This window comes from Pantoea sp. X-Soil-TKNS-1280 (assembly GCF_059730475.1).
Map to the genome: position 1 here is coordinate 438,242 of NZ_AP035963.1, position 17,589 is coordinate 455,830.

Below are 17,589 nucleotides of genomic sequence, written 5' to 3' on the forward strand. Positions count from 1 at the left end.
AATAACGATAATTTTTTTCTTAAGAAGAAATATTTCTAAGTAATTGCAGGATGTATCTATCCGTAATAGCGCGATAAATCGCGCCATTACGAATCCGGGCTGTTATCAACGAAGTCGCACCAGAACGACAACGCGAAAACCTTTCGGTTATTTATCTTGTGGGGTATTCAGGATGTCCCGCACATGTACCAGCGCATTGCGCACCGCAGCGCCACCAGCATAAAACAGCAGTTGTAAAATGGTTTCAATAATCTGCTCCCGGCTGGCCCCGGCATTGAGCGCAGCCTGGGTATGGGCTTTCAGCTGTGGCACCGTATGCCCCAGCGTGACGCAGGAAGCAATCACGACCAGCTCGCGTGTCATCGGATCAAGGCCATCGCGGCTCATAATCCCCCCCATCGCCCATTCAATGGTGATATCCGTGAAATCAGGACAAATGTCAGCCATATCCTGACGCAGCGCCTCTCCGGCACCATCGCCATACAGTTCATTAAACAGCGTCATCCCACGCTGACGTAATTCAGGTTGAGTGATCATCTTGCTTCTCCAGTTACGTGAAGTCTTGATTTAAACTCAATGTTAAACTTTGAAAAACGCCAAAAATCTTGCATCACTATCAAGGAAAACTTTGTAATCATGAACAAGCTGGAAAGTATGGCAGTTTTTGTGCGCGCGGTGGAGAAAGGCAGTTTCACTGCTGTCGCCGAAGAGATGCGCATCAGCAGTACGATGGTCGGTCTGCATATCAAGGGGCTGGAGAACTATCTCGGTGTTCGGTTGCTGAACCGTACCACCCGCCGCCAAAGCCTGACTGATTTTGGTCACGACTATTATCATCGCTGCCAGCAAATTCTGACGGACATTGACGAAGCAGAATCCCGCGCATCCAGCCTGCATCAGTACCCGCGCGGGCTGCTACGGGTTGCCAGCCCGGTTTCTCTGGGAGTACATGTGCTCTCAGCGCTGAATGCGCAGTTTCTTCATGCCTGGCCTGACGTAACGCTGGATATGCGTCTGAGCGATAGTACCGTCGATATGGTGGAGGATGGTATTGATGTCATGCTTAAAATCGGTGAGCCTGAGCATGTGAATTCCCTGATTGCGCGCCCCTTAGCAAGCTATCGTTCCCTGGTCTGCGCATCGCCCGCCTATCTGGCGGCTTACGGTGTGCCGGAAAACCCAGCGCAGCTGATTCAACATCGTTGCCTCGGCTTTGCTCATCCACTCGCCAGTGGCAGCTGGCAATTTATTGAGGCTGGGAAACCGTTTTCGGTGCCAGTCAACCTGGTGATGTCGCTGAACAATGGCGAAGCGTTACGCCACGCAGCCCTGAATGGTGCAGGCATTATCATGCAACCCGAGGTGTTACTGGCTGAAGATGTCAAATCCGGGCGATTAACCCGGTTATTTAGCCACATGGCGACACCCGCCAGAGCGGTACATATCCTGACCTTTGCGGACCGGCAGCAGCTACCCAAAATTCGCTATTACGTTGACCATCTGCGCCAGCACCTCAGCCGCTCCCTGGTTAGCACATAAGCTCCCCCGTGCAGCCCTGTCATTCCTGGCACAGCGGTTGTCCGGCTTAACAAAGCCGGGCTGGCACGTCTGCTTTACGTTGTTGTTCATCCACCTTTTTCTGCGAGGAAAGCACACGATGAACAACCTGCACTACAAAAGTTTGCTGGAAATTGGCCGCCTGATTCAGTCGCGTGAAATCACCTCGATTGAGGTCACTACCGCCCTGCTGGCGCGTATCGATACGCTGGACAAAACGCTGCACAGCTATTTTTACGTGATGCGTGAAAGCGCGTTAAAACAAGCCGCCGAAGCGGATAGCGAGATTGCCAGCGGCACGTTACGTGGCCCGCTGCATGGAGTGCCCATCGCACTGAAAGATCTGATCTGGACCAAAGACGCGCCCACCAGCCACGGCATGATCATCCACAAAGATCGCTATCCGACGGAAGACTCAACAGTGGTGGAGCGTTTCCGCGCGGCCGGAGCGGTAATCATGGGCAAACTGACGCAAACCGAAAGCGCCTTTGCCGATCACCACCCGGAGATCACCCGCCCGACCAATCCGTGGGGTAGCGCGTTATGGACCGGCGTTTCCTCCAGTGGCTCTGGCGTCGCTACCGCCGCGGGTCTGTGCTACGGCGCGATAGGCACCGATACCGGCGGTTCGATCCGCTTCCCGTCGAACGCCAACGGCCTGACCGGCATCAAACCCACCTGGAGCCGTGTCACCCGGCACGGTGCCTGTGAACTGGCAGCGTCCCTCGACCACATTGGCCCGATGGCACGCTCCGCCGCGGATGCCGCCGCCATGTTGCAGGCGATTGCCGGACGGGATGAGAAAGACCCCACCTCCAGCAGTGAACCCGTGCCGGACTACCTGGCACTGATGACTCGCGGCGTCAGCAAACTGCGTATCGGCCTCGATAAAGCCTGGTCGCTGGATCAGGTGGATGATGACACCCGCGCCGCGTTGCAGTCTGCCATTGCCACTCTGAGTGAACTCGGTGCCACCTTTGTCGATATCACCATGCCAGATACCGAGCAAGCAGCAGCAGAATGGAGCGCGCTGTGTGCAGTGGAAACCGCACTGGCGCATGAAGACACCTATCCGGCACAGAAAGAGAAATATGGACCGGGTCTCGCCGGGTTGCTGGACCTGGGGCATCAGGTTACCGCACTGGAATATCAACGCTTGCTGCTCAGCCGGGCGGCACTGCGGGGGGATATCTCCGCCCTGTTCAGCAAGGTGGACCTGGTACTGGCTCCTGCCACTGCTTTCGCCGGATTAACCTGGGACACCATGACCCGTTTTGGCACCGATCAGGCACTGTTTAACGGCGTGCTGCGCTATACCAGTGCATTCGATGCCAGCGGCCACCCCACCATCACGCTGCCCTGCGGCATGACCGCGGCCGGAGCGCCTATCGGCTTTCAGCTGGTAGCCGCCCATTTTGCTGAAGCCACCATGATTCAGGGCGCGTGGGCTTATCAGCAGGTTACCGACTGGCATAAAAAACATCCGGCCCTGTAAACCTGCTCCGTTTCCCGCCGCGCTCCCCGACGCGGCGGCTTTTTTTGTCGCTTTCATGGCCCAAAAATTGCTTTATTTCTCCCACTGCCGCCCTTTTCGCCATGTTTAGGGGACGTTGTCATGAAAGAAAATTTCACCACCGATAACCTGGAAAACCGTCATCGCTTCGATGCCTGGCGTGATGCAGTATGCTCACGACTGATCAAAGCCGAGGCCAGACAAACCCATAGCGGGGAATTTTCCGGGAGTTTTGGCTATTCGATGCTGGGACATGTGGATATCGCCAACCATATTTCCCGTACCGCGCTGGTGTGGCAACGCACCCGGGAATGCATTCGCCGCCATCCCAATCACGATTTCTATCTTGGCTACATCTGCAGCGGTTCCGGCACGCTCAGTCAGAACGACAATCATTCACACGTCAGTGCCGGGGATGTGGTGATTTATGATGCCGCCACGCCATTTGATTTCGCGATGGACAATGTCGCGATCAATATCGTCCATTTGCCACGTCCGATGATTGAAAAAGAGGCCCCGGCGATTGCCCGGCTGGCAGGAAAAGCACTGGATATCACCCGTCCGGGCATGCTGTCGCTCAGGCAGATGCTTACCGAAACCTTCTCCTTTAACGCCGAGCGCGAGAATGCCTTTCTCACGGAACAATTCGCCAACACGTTGCTGAATATGATTGCCGTCAGCCTCAATTTGCAGAAAAGCGATGATGCGCTGAGACCCGATCTTTTCTCGCGCATGGTGAGCTTTTTGCGGCTGAATCTGCACGAACATGATTTGTCCGTAGCGCAAATCGCCAATGCGCATCATGTTTCGCCACGCACCGTCAGCCGGGTATTTGCTGCCCATGGCACCACGCCGATGAATTTTGTCTGGCAGGAGCGCTTGCAGGCCAGCCACAAAGCGCTGGCCGAAGGTAAAGCACGCAATATCACCCAGGTGGCGATGGATCACGGCTTTAGCGATATGTCGCACTTCAGCCTGGCGTTTCGTAAAGCCTTTGGTTACACCCCCAGCAGTTTGATCCGTCAGCCACAGGGCTGACTACTTTTGCAGGCTGTTGATCACCCGCTCGGCGGTATATTCCATGCTGCTGCGGGTGTTCATCGCTTCGCTGCGCATAAAACGGTAGGCACCCGATTCATCCAGCCCGTATTCGCGCATCAGGATGCCTTTCGCCTGGGTCAGACGTTCACTTTTCCCTTTGACCTGCCGTCTGACGGCCTGTAGCGTGCCGATCATCTGCACAATTAGCGCAAACGGATTGAGGGTACGTTCGGCGATAGCACTGGGTTGCAGCTCGATTAACAAGGGAAATAACCGGGCATTGTGGCAATCAGCAAGGGCGATCACCGGGATATTTGCCTGCCGCCAGGCACGCATCAGCGGCTGGATCGCCTGCTGATAATGCGGCTCCACCGCAACAATCACCAGGTGCACATCATCAGGTGCGAGGGTCGGCAGCGGCCAGCTGTGCTGCGCCTGACAACCCAGTTGCGTCAGCGAAGCACAGAATGCACGGACGCTCTGAGTATCAGGATGGAAAAGATGCAGCCGCACGCCCGCCAGCGTCGCCATTAAAGATTGTTCAATCATGCTTCACCCTCATGGAGTGGAAAGCATTACAGTAAGCAACCCAAACGGTGGCTGCTTTGTTGTGGCGGTCGGAGATTGTGTCAGATGGGACAGCCCGGTTCGCCCATCAGGCATGAAACCCTAAAAACTGCTCCGCAATACTGGCGCTTGAGGTGGTTTGCGGATCGATGTGGTGAATAATCTCCCCTTTCTCAATCACATGGATCTGGTCCGCCAGTGCATAAAGAAACTCAATATCCTGCTCCACCAGGATGATCGAGATATCCATCTCATGTCGCAGCCGTTGCAACGTCTCAATAATCTCCTCGCAAATATTCGGCTGAATCCCCTCGGTTGGCTCATCCAGCAACACCAGTTGCGGTTGCCCGCATAAACAACGCGCCAGCGCCAGCAGTTGCTGTTCACCGCCAGACAAGGCCCCTCCCGGCTGGGCCAGTAGCCGCTTGAGGCGTGGAAAAATCTCCAGCATCTGCTCGATAATCTGCCCGGCTCGCGAGAAGTGCTTCACGCACCCCATGCGCAGGTTTTCTTCCACCGTCAGCAAGGGAAAGATTTGTCGCCCCTGCGGCACAAACCCAATCCCGGCCGCCGCTCGCTGATGCGCCTGATAAGCGGTGATATCGATACCATTCAACGCAATACGCCCCTGCCACGCAGGCAGCTCCCCCATAATGGCGCGCAGTAGCGTGGTTTTACCCATGCCGTTGCGCCCCAGCACGCCAGTAAAGGATTTGGCGCCAACAAACAGATCAGCCAAATGCAGCACCGGAATCTTGTTATAACCCGAGACCATCTCTTTAATTTCAAGCATGTTTAATCTCCACGTTGCCGAGATACGCCTCTTTGACCAGTGGGTTACTGGTTACCTCGCGGAAACTCCCTTCCGCCAGCACCGCCCCCTGATTAAACACCGTCACTTTCTGCGCGATCATGCTGATAAACTCCATATCGTGTTCCACCACGACCACGGTGCTTTGTTGATTGATGGCTTTAATCAGTTCAGCAGTTTTACGCACCTCATGATGCGTCATCCCGGCGGCTGGCTCATCCAGCAACACCAGCTGCGGGCGGGAGATCAGGATCATCCCCAGTTCGACCCATTGCCGCTGGCCATGCGCCAGCTCCGCTAAGGTGACGTCTGCCAGATGTGCCAGTCCGATATCTTGCAACACACGAGCAATGGCGGCAGGCACCTCCGCTTTAACCATTTTATTGGCCGCCGCCTGCCACAGATTTTCGCGCACGCTCAACCCTTCAAACACGCTGGGGACCTGGGTCTTGATACCAATTCCCAGACGCGCGATGGCCCACGGACGCAGACCGGAGATCACCTGGTCGCGATAGCGGCATTCCCCCCGGCTCGGCGTCACCTGCCCGCTCAGCATCTTGAAGAAGGTACTTTTACCTGCACCGTTCGGCCCAATCAGGCAACGTAATTCGCCCTCGTGCAGGGTGAAATCTACTTCTTTCACCGCGTGGACCCCGCCAAAACTGACGCCCATCTTGCGGGTTTGTAACAATACCGGCGCGTTCATTGTTTCACCTCGCTGACCTGCGGTGGGTTTGCCTGCGCTGCGGCTGGCTGCTTACGTCGCCCCAGGCGTTGTATCGTTGGCAACATGCCTCCGGGGATCAGCAGCACAAATACCGCCAGAATTACCCCCAGTACCAGATTGACATCTATCGTCTGTTGCGCACCCAGCCGCGTGACCATCCACTGCAACAGAATGCAGCTGATCACCGGACCGATCAGCGTGCCGCGTCCGCCGACAATCACCCAAATGATGATCTGCGCGGACTGGCTGATACTGAACACGCCAGGGCTGACAAATGCGCCCCAGTTAACGTACAGACAGCCCGCCAGCCCGGCGATGGCAGCACCGATGGCAAAGGTCACCAGCTTGTGGGCCGGCACGTTATATCCGAGCAGACCGGCACGCTGTTCGTTCTCCCGGATCGCCACCACCGTTTTGCCAAAGCGGCTCAGCAGGATGAATTTCAGCAGCGCATAGCACAGCGCCAGGCAGCCCGCCGTCACCATAAAGATCGCTTCCGGTGACAAAATCGCATCAGGCTGGAATGGCAGATTAAGGGTGGGCACCGACGGGATACCATTGAAGCCGCCAAGCAGCGCCTGACCAATATGGTATTCACTGCCCGCCGTGGAGTTTACCCAGTTAAACAACACCAGGCTGACAGCCAGGGTGATCGCGCCAAGATACACATCGCTCACACCGCCATAAAAAATCACATACCCGAGCAACAGTGAGAACAGCGTCGGCAGCAGAACTGCCATCACCACCGCCCAGGTGGAGTCGCCCCAGTTGATGGCGCATATCGCGTAGGTATAAGCACCAAGACCGAAAAACGCCGCCTGACCAAAACACAGAATTCCGCCGTAACCCCAGATAAACGCCAGGCTGAGCGCCAGCAGTCCCATCACCAGAAAAACCGTCACCGACAGCAGCGTATACAGCTCCAGAGCGCCCGACAGCCAGAACGCTGCCAGCATCACCACCAGCGCGACCACGATAATCTGCACCCGTTCAGCAATCCGTTTCATTACAGCGACCTCCTGAAGAAGCGTCCGGTGATGCCCTGTGGCAGTAGACGCAGCAGCACAATCGCGCTAAGCAACAACGCCACTGCGCCAAATACCGGCGTCCAGGCGTAGGTTGCCAACTGGGAGATGGTGCCAAACAGGGTGGATGAGGAGAGCGTCCCGGCAATAATGGCGCTGCCGCCGCCAATCACCGTGATAAATGCCTTCGCGATAAAACTGATGCCGATGGTGGGAATCACGCCGGTGATCGGGGCCAGCAGCGCACCGCCCAGCCCGGAAAGCGCCGCGCCGAGGCCGAAGGTCAGGCTGTAGATTTTGCCGGGATTGGTACCCAGCGCCGCCGCCATGCGCGCGTTCTGCATGGTGGCGCGCGCGCAGAGGCCGAGGGTGGTAAAACGCAGCAATAGCCACAACCCACCGACCAGACACAAGGCAAACAAAATGGTAAACAGCGAATAGCCACTGGTGCTGTAGCTGCCTACGCTGACACTGGGTAGCGGCGAACTGATACCCAGCGTGGTATTACCAAATACCATGGTCGCGGCACCGATCAGTGCCAGACTCAATCCCCAGGTTGCCAGCATGGTGTCAATCATCCGGCCATAAAGGTGACGGATAATCACCCGCTCAATCACGATGCCAAACAACCCCACCACCAGCGGAGCAACCACCAGCATGGCTACCCAGATGGGCAAGCCGAGGCGGTTGGTGGCGAGAATCGCACTATAGCCACCGAGCATCATAAATTCGCCATGCGCCATATTGACGATTTTCATCATGCCAAACACCACCGCCAGACCGAGGCTCATGATAATCAGCACCGCGATAGCATTGAGCACCTCAATGCCGTAGATAATTAACAGATCCATAGTGGCTCCTGTTACAGCTCGATTTGATACTGTTTGGTATCGCGCGGATTTTTCTTCAGATCACACACCATCGCGGTATCGCTCGGTGGCTGATCGGTGAAGGTTTCGAGGATCTTCATCTGATGGTTTTCGACTTCGGCAATGTGCACATCCAGCGAGCAGTGATGCGTGGCCGGATCGACCGTGACTTTGCCGCTTGGCGAGGTCACGCTGATGCCCGATTCCAGCGCTTCAATCACCTTCATGCGATCAACATCACCGGCTTTGCGCACCCCTTCCGCCCAAATCAACATGCCCTGATAAGCCCCCATCGCCAGGTCGCTGATATTTGGCGTGCTGGCACCGTATTTGGCATGGAATTTTTGTACAAAGGCCTGATTTTCCGGGGTGGCGATTTCCTGCATATAGTTGGCCGCCACCAGGATGCCGTTGCTTTCTTCCGGTGACAGGATGATATGTTCATTGCCGCCACCAAACACCGTCGATGCAATCGGGATCTTGCCGCTCATACCCGCCGCGTGCCATTGGCGATAGAAGGAGATATGCGCGCCGCCCACCAATGCCGACCACACCATATCCGGTTTCGCACTCTGGATTTTTGAGATGGCAGCGCCAAAGTCGGTGACATCGAGCGGGAAGAATTCCACCGTCATCACTTCGCCGCCGTTATCGTGCACCGACTTTTTCACCCATGCGGAGACGATCTGGCCATAGTTATAATCAGCCGCCAGCACATAGACTTTTTTGCCCCATTTCTTCATCGCATAGGGCACCAGTTTTTCCACGGTTTGCGCCGGGGTAGAACCCGTTGAGAAATAGTTGCGGTCACACACGCCGCCTTCATATTGCGTCGGATAGACGTAGAGCGTGCGGAAGCGGTCCAGTACCGGACGAATCACTTCGCGCGAGGCCGAGGTAATTCCGCCGTGCACCACGGAGACCTTATCCTTTAACGCCGCCTGCTGCGCGTATTGTGCATACAGCTGCATATTGGATTGGGCATCATAATTGATCATCTGTAACGGTCGGCCCAGTAACCCCCCGGCAGCGTTGATTTCGTCGGCCGCCAGATTGATGGCGTTGGACATCGGTTTACCGTAGATATCCAGACCACCGGAAAGGTCGAGAATGGTCGCCACTTTGATGGCGTCCTTATTGTCCGCCGCAAAACTGATTTTCGGTGCAACGCCCGCAGCCACACCTAATGCCGATAATGCAGATCCCTGAAGAAATGAACGACGACTAATAGCCATAGCACCCTCTGAATGAAGTGATGAGACAGTAAGAACAATAGAATGGGTTTCCGGGATAACCGGACAGGGTGAAACCAGCAGCTGGCAGACAACGCTGTCTGCATGAAAAAAGATGTGATTGCCACAACGCTGGGGCAATATTTTCAGAAAGCAATAACCGGGCCAGCCTTAATACCCTGATACCTGCTCAGAATATTCGCGGGTTATGCGGCCAGTGTGAATGAAAATTCAGGTGCTATTGCACTCTTTCGCAGCGTTTGGCACCACGGCGGTGCAGAGGGGATGGGTTTAGAGCGGCGCGCACGTTGTACGGCATCGATTTCCGGGATGGTCAGAACAGCAGTTTTAACCGCGGGTGGCAATTGATTATACCTTTGGTGGATCCAAAGCTGATATTTCAATAAAGCATTATTTCCCAGGACGGGTAAGTAACGGGTAAAAATATGATGCTGCCCCTCAATATTGATACGTTGATCGAGTAGCTGAGTGCGCAAGGCACTATAAAGTTTATCCATTGCCCATTCACAACAATGCTGGATATCGATGGAAGACGCATAGCCTTATTCAATTGTGAATGGCTCAAATCAAAACCGGAGATCTCATCTTTCTTGCATTGATTGAGATTGAATTGCACGTTTTTCTAATAATTTTTTCTGGCGGTAGTTTGTCCCAGAGATTGCACTAACCAACGAATTGGGACTGTTTCAGTGCCGATTAAGGCCAATCGTTCCATAGTGAAATCTTTAAGCCAGACACTAGCCGGTTTTTTATGCAGCGACTCCGGGGTTTATTTTATTTGACTCCCCTTTAGCGTAGATATGTTTTTTTCGTTACCAATAACATTATCAAGATAACAGTCAGTGAAACTGCAACTTTCCAGATGGGTAGTATTCACCTCGGAAAGCAAAAATGATAGGTAGAAACTTCAATCTTTTGTCCGGTAGCCATAATTTTTACGTCATAACATTGCAGCTTTCCGTGCCCAATACTCGCGCTCCGGGCCAGATTTTCCACCACCAGGTCATGAGCATCCAGATAATAACCCGTCTGCTGCCCAGGCAAACAGGCGAACGCAGAACAATCCCTTTGCAATTTCTGATTTCATATCTTGCTCATAAAATCGCTATGTTTTATTTTTCCGTATGTTTGTAACCTCCTTTTCCTGATGATTACCGAAATTAAAAAAACCTGTCAGCATCAGAAAAATCTCATCATTATTTAAGGAGAAATAATATGTCAGACCTTCCCATTAATTCAGTAAATTCAGTCACCCCCGTTAAGCCACAAGAAGGTGAATCACGAACACAACAGCAGCCCATCGTTGTCAGAAACAGTGACGATACCGTCACATCAAATACACGCCCTCATCCAGAAAATAGTCCTAAAGGATATATTGAAGTTCACCCGCAGGATTTTATCGCGTTTAGTCCCTTGGCTAGCGAGAAACTGAATAATTACCAACGTGGTGATTTCAGGCTAAGTGGTGATATGTTCGCATCCGATGAAAAAATCCACCTTAATCTGGATGACATTGCCCATCCTGAATACGGTGCGACATTTTTTAAAAATGTTGCAACGATAAATAATGACGTCGCACAGCTGGATCTGGTTGAACAATGTATTAGAAAATTCGCCCCACGTAGCCCGGCCTATAAGGAGCTGACTCAATCGCCTACCCTGCGGCAATCGATGCTGCGTAACTTGCTCGGAAAATATGCTGAAAGTTCGACATTAATAAAGAACTTTTTGCAACATGTGTTGTTGCCACTCTCCAAAGATGCGCTGCTACTGGATAGTGAGCGAGCAGGGGTGGCACAGCTGCTCCGAAATGAGGACGAGAAAGCCTTATCCACTTATCAATTCCTGATTAATCAGTTGAAGGAGGAATATCCGGAATTAGTGGAAGCGCTGAATCGACACCCTCCTATGGATTTATTAATCCATATCTTCTATGAAACCCTGGGGCTGGGGTCACACAATGCGTTGTTTTATTGTCCTGATTCCAGGAAAGTGTTAGCAATACCAAATGATGAATTCAACCGCCTGATTACCGCACAGGCAATCCCGCCAAATTTTCAACTGTTAGAGTATGACCCGGAAAAATACATCCTGAGACCCGTGCCTGGCACGGCTGACAATCTTATTAGTTTGCTGCGGACTTTTCCTGCCCTGCATTCACTCTGGTCCACCAGTGGCAGGAATTTATCAGAGGTGATCACCACGTTATTCTCCCTCCGCGAAGGTCTTAATACCGTCGAGCAACACCGGGCAACGGAGATTGAAAATCATATTATTGCACGGCTTACCCGGCAAACTCGGGAGAGAAAAGATCTGACGTCGTTTGATGATTTGAATACGTTAGGAAAAATGCTCTCACCGTTCAATGCGGGCATCGGAGCGGAAGAAAAACGTGAGGCACTGATCAACCTTACGCGCGAAAAGCTGGGATTGAATCATACCGGACTTTCCGGGCAACAGGAAAAAGCCATCGCCGCAGTGATCCTGGCACGGGCACTGATTCAGTTTTCTTCCGCTGCTGAGTGCGGCAATGAAGAACAAAGCCCCTATCCATTAGGCGATACCGGCAGCGCATTAATTGACGATGCCATTGTCTTATGGTCGGATATTGCCCCAAAAAACCGCAGCAATTGGAAGGAGTTGCTTTCATCGCAGCAGGACACCCCCGCAAATCGTCTCGCTCTGCTCGCATCCCGTATGGCGGCTTATCATCCGCCTGGGCTGGAAGGATGGCGAGTTGCGATGCTGATTCAGCAGAATTATCCGCTGCTATAATGCGCAATTCTTTCCAATACCCATATACGACAACATGGTTAAATACCTCAACTTTTACCAGCGCGGGATGCGTATTTGATTATGTTGCAGTTTTCCAATGGTTTTCTGTTGAGTTTGTCGTTGTGCCTCGATATCGGTCTGGCGAATATCGCCATGATCACTCTGGCAATGCAGCGCGGTTATTTCCACGGTTTCTGGCTGGGGATTGGTACCTGCATTGGCGATTTAATTTATGCGCTGCTGGCGCTGGCGGGGATGGCGGTGGTGTTGCAGTTCGCGGCGGTACGCTGGGTGCTGTGGGTTGGTGGCGGGCTGTTGTTAGTCTGGTTTGCGATCAAAATGCTGCTGGCGGCATATCGTTCGGTCACGGCGATCAATATGTCTGAACAACAGCCAAAACGTTCATTGATGCGTGAATTCAGCCGTGGCGTGATGCTGGCGTTATCGTCCCCCACCGCCATTCTGTGGTTTGCCAGCGTCGGGGGCGCACTGATTTCACGCATGGGGCATGGTAATACGGGGGCGACCTCATGGTTTCTCAGCGGCTTCTTTATCGCCGGGGTATTCTGGACCTGCGTATTGTGCCTGGTGGGCAGCATGGGGGGAAAACTGCTGGGGCAGCGTCTGCTGAAGTATTCCTACCTCGCTTCAGCGCTGATTTTCTGTTACTTCGCTGTCTATGTGATCAGCTCCGGCTATCGGGAATTTATCCTCAGCTGATGGGCATAATGGTGCGGCGTGGTGCCCATCACCTTGCGGAACGCATTGATAAAATGGCTCTGGTCATAAAAACCGAGTTGCAGCGCCGCCTCCTGGGGATGCACGCCACGCCGCAACAAATCACGAGCATGATGTAAACGCAGTTGCATATGGTATTGCAGCGGTGGCATGCCGGTAAGCTGGGTGAAACGCCTCACCAGATGGTATTTGCTGAAACCCACCTGGTGCGCCAGCGTATCCAGTTGCGGTTTCACACCCAGATCGGCGCGCAGCAAATCTTTCACCTGGGCGATAAGCTGTTCATCGCCCTGCTGGCAGCTGGCCTTATCATCCAGCAGCTCGCCGCATAACCACATCAGCAGCTGTTCATCATCCTGCTGCGCCACATCCGCAAAGCGACAAATCGCGGCAAACACCCGCGCATCGTAGTACGCCCCTTCACGCAGCACCGGTGCCTGACTGGTGCTATGCAGGCCATGCTGCTGCACCACCTCGCGCAACACCGACTGCGGCAGATGCACGCTAATAAAACTCACGGGTTCCAGACTGAACGCTGACGCCTGAATCGACGCCGGATTATACACCGTCACCTGCCCAGGCATGGCCTCATGTTCTTTACCATCCAGCCAGATGGCTTCCCGGCCACTCAGGTTGGCACAAATCACATATTCATCATGTAAATGTCGTGGAAAACCACTGTCACTGGCGGTGACGCGGGAACATTCAATACCATTACGGTTTACCCATTCAGAAGCGTTCAGCGACACAAATCCGGACCCATTGCGCGAAAAGAGCTTTATAACAGCATCGTCGCCACGGGAATGCAATGCTGCATTCCTGCCACATGGTTTTTACGATGTCGCACGCATCCACAGGCACAAATTATCCAGCATCGTCATACAACCTTCGACTTGCTCTATGGCAATAAACTCATCCGGTTTATGTCCCTGCTCCATACTGCCCGGCCCGCAAATCAGGGTGGCAATCCCCGCTTCATCAAACAACCCCCCTTCAGTGCCAAACGCCACGGTGGAGAAATCGTCGCTTCCGCTCCATTGCGCCAGCCATTGGGCAAATTGTGATTGGGGATCGGTGAGCAGGCCTGGGTAGTGGCTGAGCGGCAGAAAATGAATCGTGCTTTCAGCCGCCACCGCCTGCATTTGCGGTAACAGCTGCTGTTGCGCGTACTGCTCAACCTGGGTAATGACCCCCTGAACATGCGCCTCCGGCAGATAGCGGATTTCGAAATCAAACTGACAATCCTGCGGCACGATGTTCAGCGCGCTGCCGCCCTGAATCACACCGGTCTGGAGCGTGCTATAGGGGGGATCAAAACGCGCATCCTCTATCTGCTTCAGTTGCTGCGCCGCTTCGCCGAGCTGATTGATAAGCCTTGCCGCGTATTCGATGGCATTGACGCCAGAAGGTGCATAGGCCGAGTGGCAGGCGCGACCATGCACCTGACAACGCATCGCCACCTTGCCTTTATGTCCATATACCGGGCGCATTTCTGTCGGTTCGCCGATGATACATATGGCGGGCTTTTCTGCTGACGCACGCAAAAACTCCACCATGCTCCGCACCCCGAGGCAGCCCACTTCCTCATCATAGGAAAAAGCCAGATGCAGCGGCAGACGCAACGGCTGGGCCAGAAAGCTATCCAGCGATGCCAGCACGCAGGCCAGAAAGCCTTTCATGTCCGCACTGCCACGACCATAGTAGCGCCCTTCCTGTTGTGTCAGGGCAAACTGCGGCAGCGTCCATTGCTGACCATCGACCGGCACCACATCGGTGTGACCGGATAACATCACCCCGCCATCACCACCCGGCCCCAGCCGGGCATACAGATTGGCTTTGCGCCCGCTGTCATCCATGATGCGTTGCGATGCGATCCCGCGCTGCGCCAGAAAATCCTCAATCCAGGTAATCAAGGCCAGATTGGATTCGCGGCTGGTGGTATCAAACGCCAGCAACGCCGCAAGGATATCGCGCACCGCACTACTCATCGCCGGGTACGCCATAGCTCGGAGCATCATGTGGATCCAGTGCCCGGGTGACGTAAGCCTGCATCTGGGGTTCATACGCCAGCCACAACTTGTGCAGTTCTGCCAATGGGTTTTCTTCTGCCCAGTCAACGCGCAGATCCACCAGCGGCCAGGTGTAATCATCCACCACCTTCACAGCAGCAGAATGCACCGGCCCCGCCTCACCACCGGCATCGATCCCTGCCTGCAACGCCGTGAGCAGGCGACCAGTAAGCTCACCGGTGGCAGCTTCAAAAGCCGCCGCCATCTCGGCGATCACCTCTTGTTCCGCCAGCATATTCCCTGCTGCCACGCACTCTTTGCCCTGCACCACATGATAAATACCCAGCGTCTTGTCACCGCTAAAGGCGGCACTGCGACCGCTGGCGTCAATGACCGTCACCTGGCGATATTCGCTAAAGCGATCTTCTGCCAGTGCGCTTTTCAGCGCCTGTTCCGGCGTTAAGCCCTCTTCCAGACGCGCCAGAATCTGCTGCCCCAGCGCCGGTAATGTGATGTTCTGGCTGGATACCGCACCCACTCCGGCCACCAGCCACGGGCAACGCGCACCTACGGCAATGCTCGACGAACTAATGGCGATACCGAGCTGGCCGGACTCCGCACAGCGTGCCGCAATCGAAAGCGTCATTTCGCCTCCCAGTCATCCGGGATCACCGCAATCACATCAATTTCCATCAGCCACTGCGGCTGCGCCAGCGCCGAAACCACCAGGCCAGTTGAAATCGGAAACACCCCTTTCAGCCATTTCCCCACTTCCTGGTAAACCGGCTCGCGATAACGCGGATCGGTAAGATAGGTGGTGGTTTTCACGATATGGCTCAGGTCGCTACCGGCTTCTTCCAGCAGCTGTTTAAGGTTTTTCATCGCCTGTTCGGTTTGCGCGCGTGGATCGCCCAGCCCGACCAGATTCCCTGCAAAATCGGTACCCACCTGGCCGCGCACGTAGACGGTATTACCGGCGCGTACCGCCTGGCAGAGATCGTTGTCCAGTGTCTGATTCGGATAGGTTTCTTTGGTGTTGAACATACGAATACGTTGATGTGTAGGCATAACAGTTCCTTAAAGCGAGTCAGAGGGTGCGCGATACTGCTGGTACTGGCGCTGGATAGCGATCTGGTCAGCAATGAATTTGGCATCGTGCCAGACGCCCCAGATAAAGGTGGAACCACGACGTGACAACCACGGCAAGCCAAGAAAATAAACGCCCGGCTCACTGGACACGCCACGATGATGCTGCGGTCTGCCCTGTTCATTGAAGGCATTGACCTTTAACCAGCTGTAATCGGTGACGTAGCCCGTCGCCCAGATAATGCTGGTGATTCCGGCCTCTGCCAGATTCAATGCGAGCTGCGGATGGGTGACACAAGCGGGGTCTGGCAGGAACTCACGCGCCTGTGGTTCTGGCGGTAAATCGAGGCCGTTGCGCTCGATATACGCATCGGCAGCATCCAGCAACGCGAGATAATTCGCATCGCCACGCGCAATATTCTCCGCCAGATCATCCTGAAAACGTACGGTGTTATCGGTGAAACTTTCCGTCAGGCCAACGAGGTTAACACCCTGCGCCGCCAGACGACGGAAATCAACGGTATGCCCACCGCGTGCGCCACTTACGGCGATGGTGACATGCTCTTTACCCGGCTGGCTGGCTGCGGCGTCCCACAGGCCAAGCACCCCAAGCCACCAGCAGAAGTCCCGGCCACGATAAGAACGCGGCGGGCGATCGTGCGGTCCCACCGACAACCACACAGGCTTACCGGCACGTTGCAGCTCATCGGCGATCTGCACGCCGGAAGAACCAGCACCAATCACCAGTACGCCCCCCTGTGGCAGCTGCTGCGGATTTTTATAGTCTGCCGAGTGCAGCTGTTGTACCTGGCTATGTTGAGGGGCAATCGCCGGGATCACCGGGCGCTGGAAAGGACCGGTAGCGGCCACGATACGCTGCACATTGATCACGCCTGCGGAGGTGGTGACGGTAAAACCACTGCGCCCCTGATTGCGTTCAGCGCTTAACACTTCGACGCCGGTATGAATCGGTGACTGGTTCATGGCGGCGTAACTGACAAAATAATCAGCAACCTGTTCTTTTGCCACAAAGCTGTCTGGTGAGCAGCCAGGAAATTCCATGCCCGGAAAGCGGTCATGCCAGGCCGGGCCATTGGCAACCAACGAATCCCAGCGACGACTACGCCAGGATTCGGCAATACGGTTTTTCTCCACGACCAGATGCGGAATGCCCAGACGCGTCAGGTGTTCGCTCATGGCAACCCCCGCCTGACCTGCGCCAATAATCAGCGTATCTGTTTCAGTTTTTAATGATGTCATTTCAACGTCCTTCATCCCGCATCACGCAGGGGATTAACCACTTAAGAAGGACCCAAGACTATTGGAGCGCATGCAGACGGTAAAATATTATAAAGTGAGCGTCTGGATAGAAAATATTTAACCTGCCGGCAACCTTCATCGCCGAAATAAAATACAAAGTCCTGTTAAAGCCGCATCCGCACTGCACAGGCAAGATAAAAAGGTGCTGAGATAAATCAAATTCACGCAATTCACAGGCAACATTTTTACTTATTAACTTTGCAGAATTAACGATATTTTATATTGCCAATGATGCTTCATCGACGTGCAGGCGCGCACCAGGATAAAGCATTCAGCCAGAGAGTTTTATTTTAGATGT

Annotated in this window: 18 protein-coding genes; 5 read left to right on the forward strand and 13 right to left on the reverse strand. The window is 54.2% G+C overall.

Annotated features, from left to right (window positions below):
• Positions 1-147: 147 nt before the first annotated feature.
• A complete protein-coding gene (locus AC6I8X_RS21980) occupies positions 148-537 on the reverse strand; it encodes a carboxymuconolactone decarboxylase family protein (RefSeq protein WP_497841108.1) in 390 nt (129 codons plus the stop codon).
• Positions 538-636: 99 nt separating this feature from the next.
• Here AC6I8X_RS21980 and AC6I8X_RS21985 point away from each other — a divergent pair, with 99 nt between their 5' ends.
• The 3 genes from AC6I8X_RS21985 to AC6I8X_RS21995 all read left to right on the forward strand — a co-directional run bounded on the left by AC6I8X_RS21985 (position 637) and on the right by AC6I8X_RS21995 (position 4,108).
• On the forward strand, positions 637-1,539 hold the full coding sequence (locus AC6I8X_RS21985) for a LysR family transcriptional regulator (protein WP_497841109.1): 903 nt from the start codon (positions 637-639) through the stop codon (positions 1,537-1,539).
• A 118-nt stretch (positions 1,540-1,657) separates the two neighbouring features.
• A complete protein-coding gene (locus AC6I8X_RS21990; RefSeq protein ID WP_497841110.1) occupies positions 1,658-3,052 on the forward strand; it encodes an amidase in 1,395 nt (464 codons plus the stop codon).
• A 120-nt stretch (positions 3,053-3,172) separates the two neighbouring features.
• Positions 3,173-4,108: a helix-turn-helix domain-containing protein gene (locus tag AC6I8X_RS21995; RefSeq protein WP_313687686.1), complete on the forward strand. Its 936-nt coding sequence runs from the start codon at positions 3,173-3,175 to the stop codon at positions 4,106-4,108.
• Here the strand turns inward: AC6I8X_RS21995 and AC6I8X_RS22000 are convergent, their stop codons facing one another.
• From AC6I8X_RS22000 to AC6I8X_RS22030, 7 genes are all read right to left on the reverse strand, one after another.
• Positions 4,109-4,660 (reverse strand): ANTAR domain-containing response regulator, encoded by a 552-nt coding sequence (locus AC6I8X_RS22000; RefSeq protein ID WP_497841111.1) that lies wholly within the window; start codon positions 4,658-4,660, stop codon positions 4,109-4,111.
• A gap of 106 nt (positions 4,661-4,766) precedes the next feature.
• Positions 4,767-5,471, reverse strand: coding sequence for an ABC transporter ATP-binding protein (locus AC6I8X_RS22005; protein ID WP_313687690.1), 705 nt, complete (start codon positions 5,469-5,471; stop codon positions 4,767-4,769).
• Positions 5,464-6,195 carry an ATP-binding cassette domain-containing protein gene (locus AC6I8X_RS22010; RefSeq protein ID WP_497841112.1) on the reverse strand — a complete coding sequence of 244 codons (732 nt, stop codon included), beginning with the start codon at positions 6,193-6,195 and terminating at the stop codon, positions 5,464-5,466. Before AC6I8X_RS22010 ends, AC6I8X_RS22005 begins: the two co-directional genes overlap by 8 nt.
• Positions 6,192-7,223 carry a branched-chain amino acid ABC transporter permease gene (locus tag AC6I8X_RS22015; RefSeq protein WP_497841113.1) on the reverse strand — a complete coding sequence of 344 codons (1,032 nt, stop codon included), beginning with the start codon at positions 7,221-7,223 and terminating at the stop codon, positions 6,192-6,194. The genes AC6I8X_RS22010 and AC6I8X_RS22015 overlap by 4 nt, the downstream gene beginning before the upstream one ends.
• Complete coding sequence (locus tag AC6I8X_RS22020; RefSeq protein WP_497841114.1) at positions 7,223-8,092, reverse strand: branched-chain amino acid ABC transporter permease; 870 nt, start codon at positions 8,090-8,092, stop codon at positions 7,223-7,225. The genes AC6I8X_RS22015 and AC6I8X_RS22020 overlap by 1 nt, the downstream gene beginning before the upstream one ends.
• Positions 8,093-8,103: 11 nt before the next feature.
• Positions 8,104-9,345, reverse strand: a complete 1,242-nt coding sequence (locus AC6I8X_RS22025; protein ID WP_313687698.1) for an urea ABC transporter substrate-binding protein — start codon at positions 9,343-9,345, stop codon at positions 8,104-8,106.
• 203 nt (positions 9,346-9,548) lie between these two features.
• Positions 9,549-9,860, reverse strand: a complete 312-nt coding sequence (locus tag AC6I8X_RS22030; RefSeq protein WP_497841115.1) for a hypothetical protein — start codon at positions 9,858-9,860, stop codon at positions 9,549-9,551.
• A gap of 718 nt (positions 9,861-10,578) precedes the next feature.
• Between AC6I8X_RS22030 and AC6I8X_RS22035 the strand changes: the two genes are divergently transcribed.
• Both AC6I8X_RS22035 and AC6I8X_RS22040 read left to right on the forward strand, forming a co-directional pair.
• Positions 10,579-12,138 carry a hypothetical protein gene (locus AC6I8X_RS22035; protein ID WP_497841116.1) on the forward strand — a complete coding sequence of 520 codons (1,560 nt, stop codon included), beginning with the start codon at positions 10,579-10,581 and terminating at the stop codon, positions 12,136-12,138.
• 81 nt (positions 12,139-12,219) lie between these two features.
• Positions 12,220-12,858 (forward strand): LysE family translocator, encoded by a 639-nt coding sequence (locus AC6I8X_RS22040; RefSeq protein WP_299450754.1) that lies wholly within the window; start codon positions 12,220-12,222, stop codon positions 12,856-12,858.
• Here the strand turns inward: AC6I8X_RS22040 and AC6I8X_RS22045 are convergent.
• The 5 genes from AC6I8X_RS22045 to AC6I8X_RS22065 all read right to left on the reverse strand — a co-directional run bounded on the left by AC6I8X_RS22045 (position 12,834) and on the right by AC6I8X_RS22065 (position 17,231).
• Entirely contained in the window at positions 12,834-13,625 is a 792-nt protein-coding gene (locus AC6I8X_RS22045; RefSeq protein WP_313687707.1) for an AraC family transcriptional regulator, read from the reverse strand. The genes AC6I8X_RS22040 and AC6I8X_RS22045 overlap by 25 nt on opposite strands.
• An 84-nt stretch (positions 13,626-13,709) precedes the next feature.
• The gene (gene argE / locus AC6I8X_RS22050; RefSeq protein WP_497841428.1) at positions 13,710-14,864 is read right to left on the reverse strand and encodes an acetylornithine deacetylase; all 1,155 of its coding nucleotides are present in this window, start codon (positions 14,862-14,864) and stop codon (positions 13,710-13,712) included.
• On the reverse strand, positions 14,857-15,531 hold the full coding sequence (locus AC6I8X_RS22055) for a DUF1028 domain-containing protein (protein ID WP_497841117.1): 675 nt from the start codon (positions 15,529-15,531) through the stop codon (positions 14,857-14,859). Before AC6I8X_RS22055 ends, argE begins: the two co-directional genes overlap by 8 nt.
• Positions 15,528-15,953 (reverse strand): RidA family protein, encoded by a 426-nt coding sequence (locus AC6I8X_RS22060; protein WP_012541190.1) that lies wholly within the window; start codon positions 15,951-15,953, stop codon positions 15,528-15,530. Before AC6I8X_RS22060 ends, AC6I8X_RS22055 begins: the two co-directional genes overlap by 4 nt.
• Before the next feature lie 9 nt (positions 15,954-15,962).
• Positions 15,963-17,231: a flavin-containing monooxygenase gene (locus tag AC6I8X_RS22065; RefSeq protein ID WP_497841118.1), complete on the reverse strand. Its 1,269-nt coding sequence runs from the start codon at positions 17,229-17,231 to the stop codon at positions 15,963-15,965.
• Between the last annotated feature and the right edge of the window lie 358 nt (positions 17,232-17,589).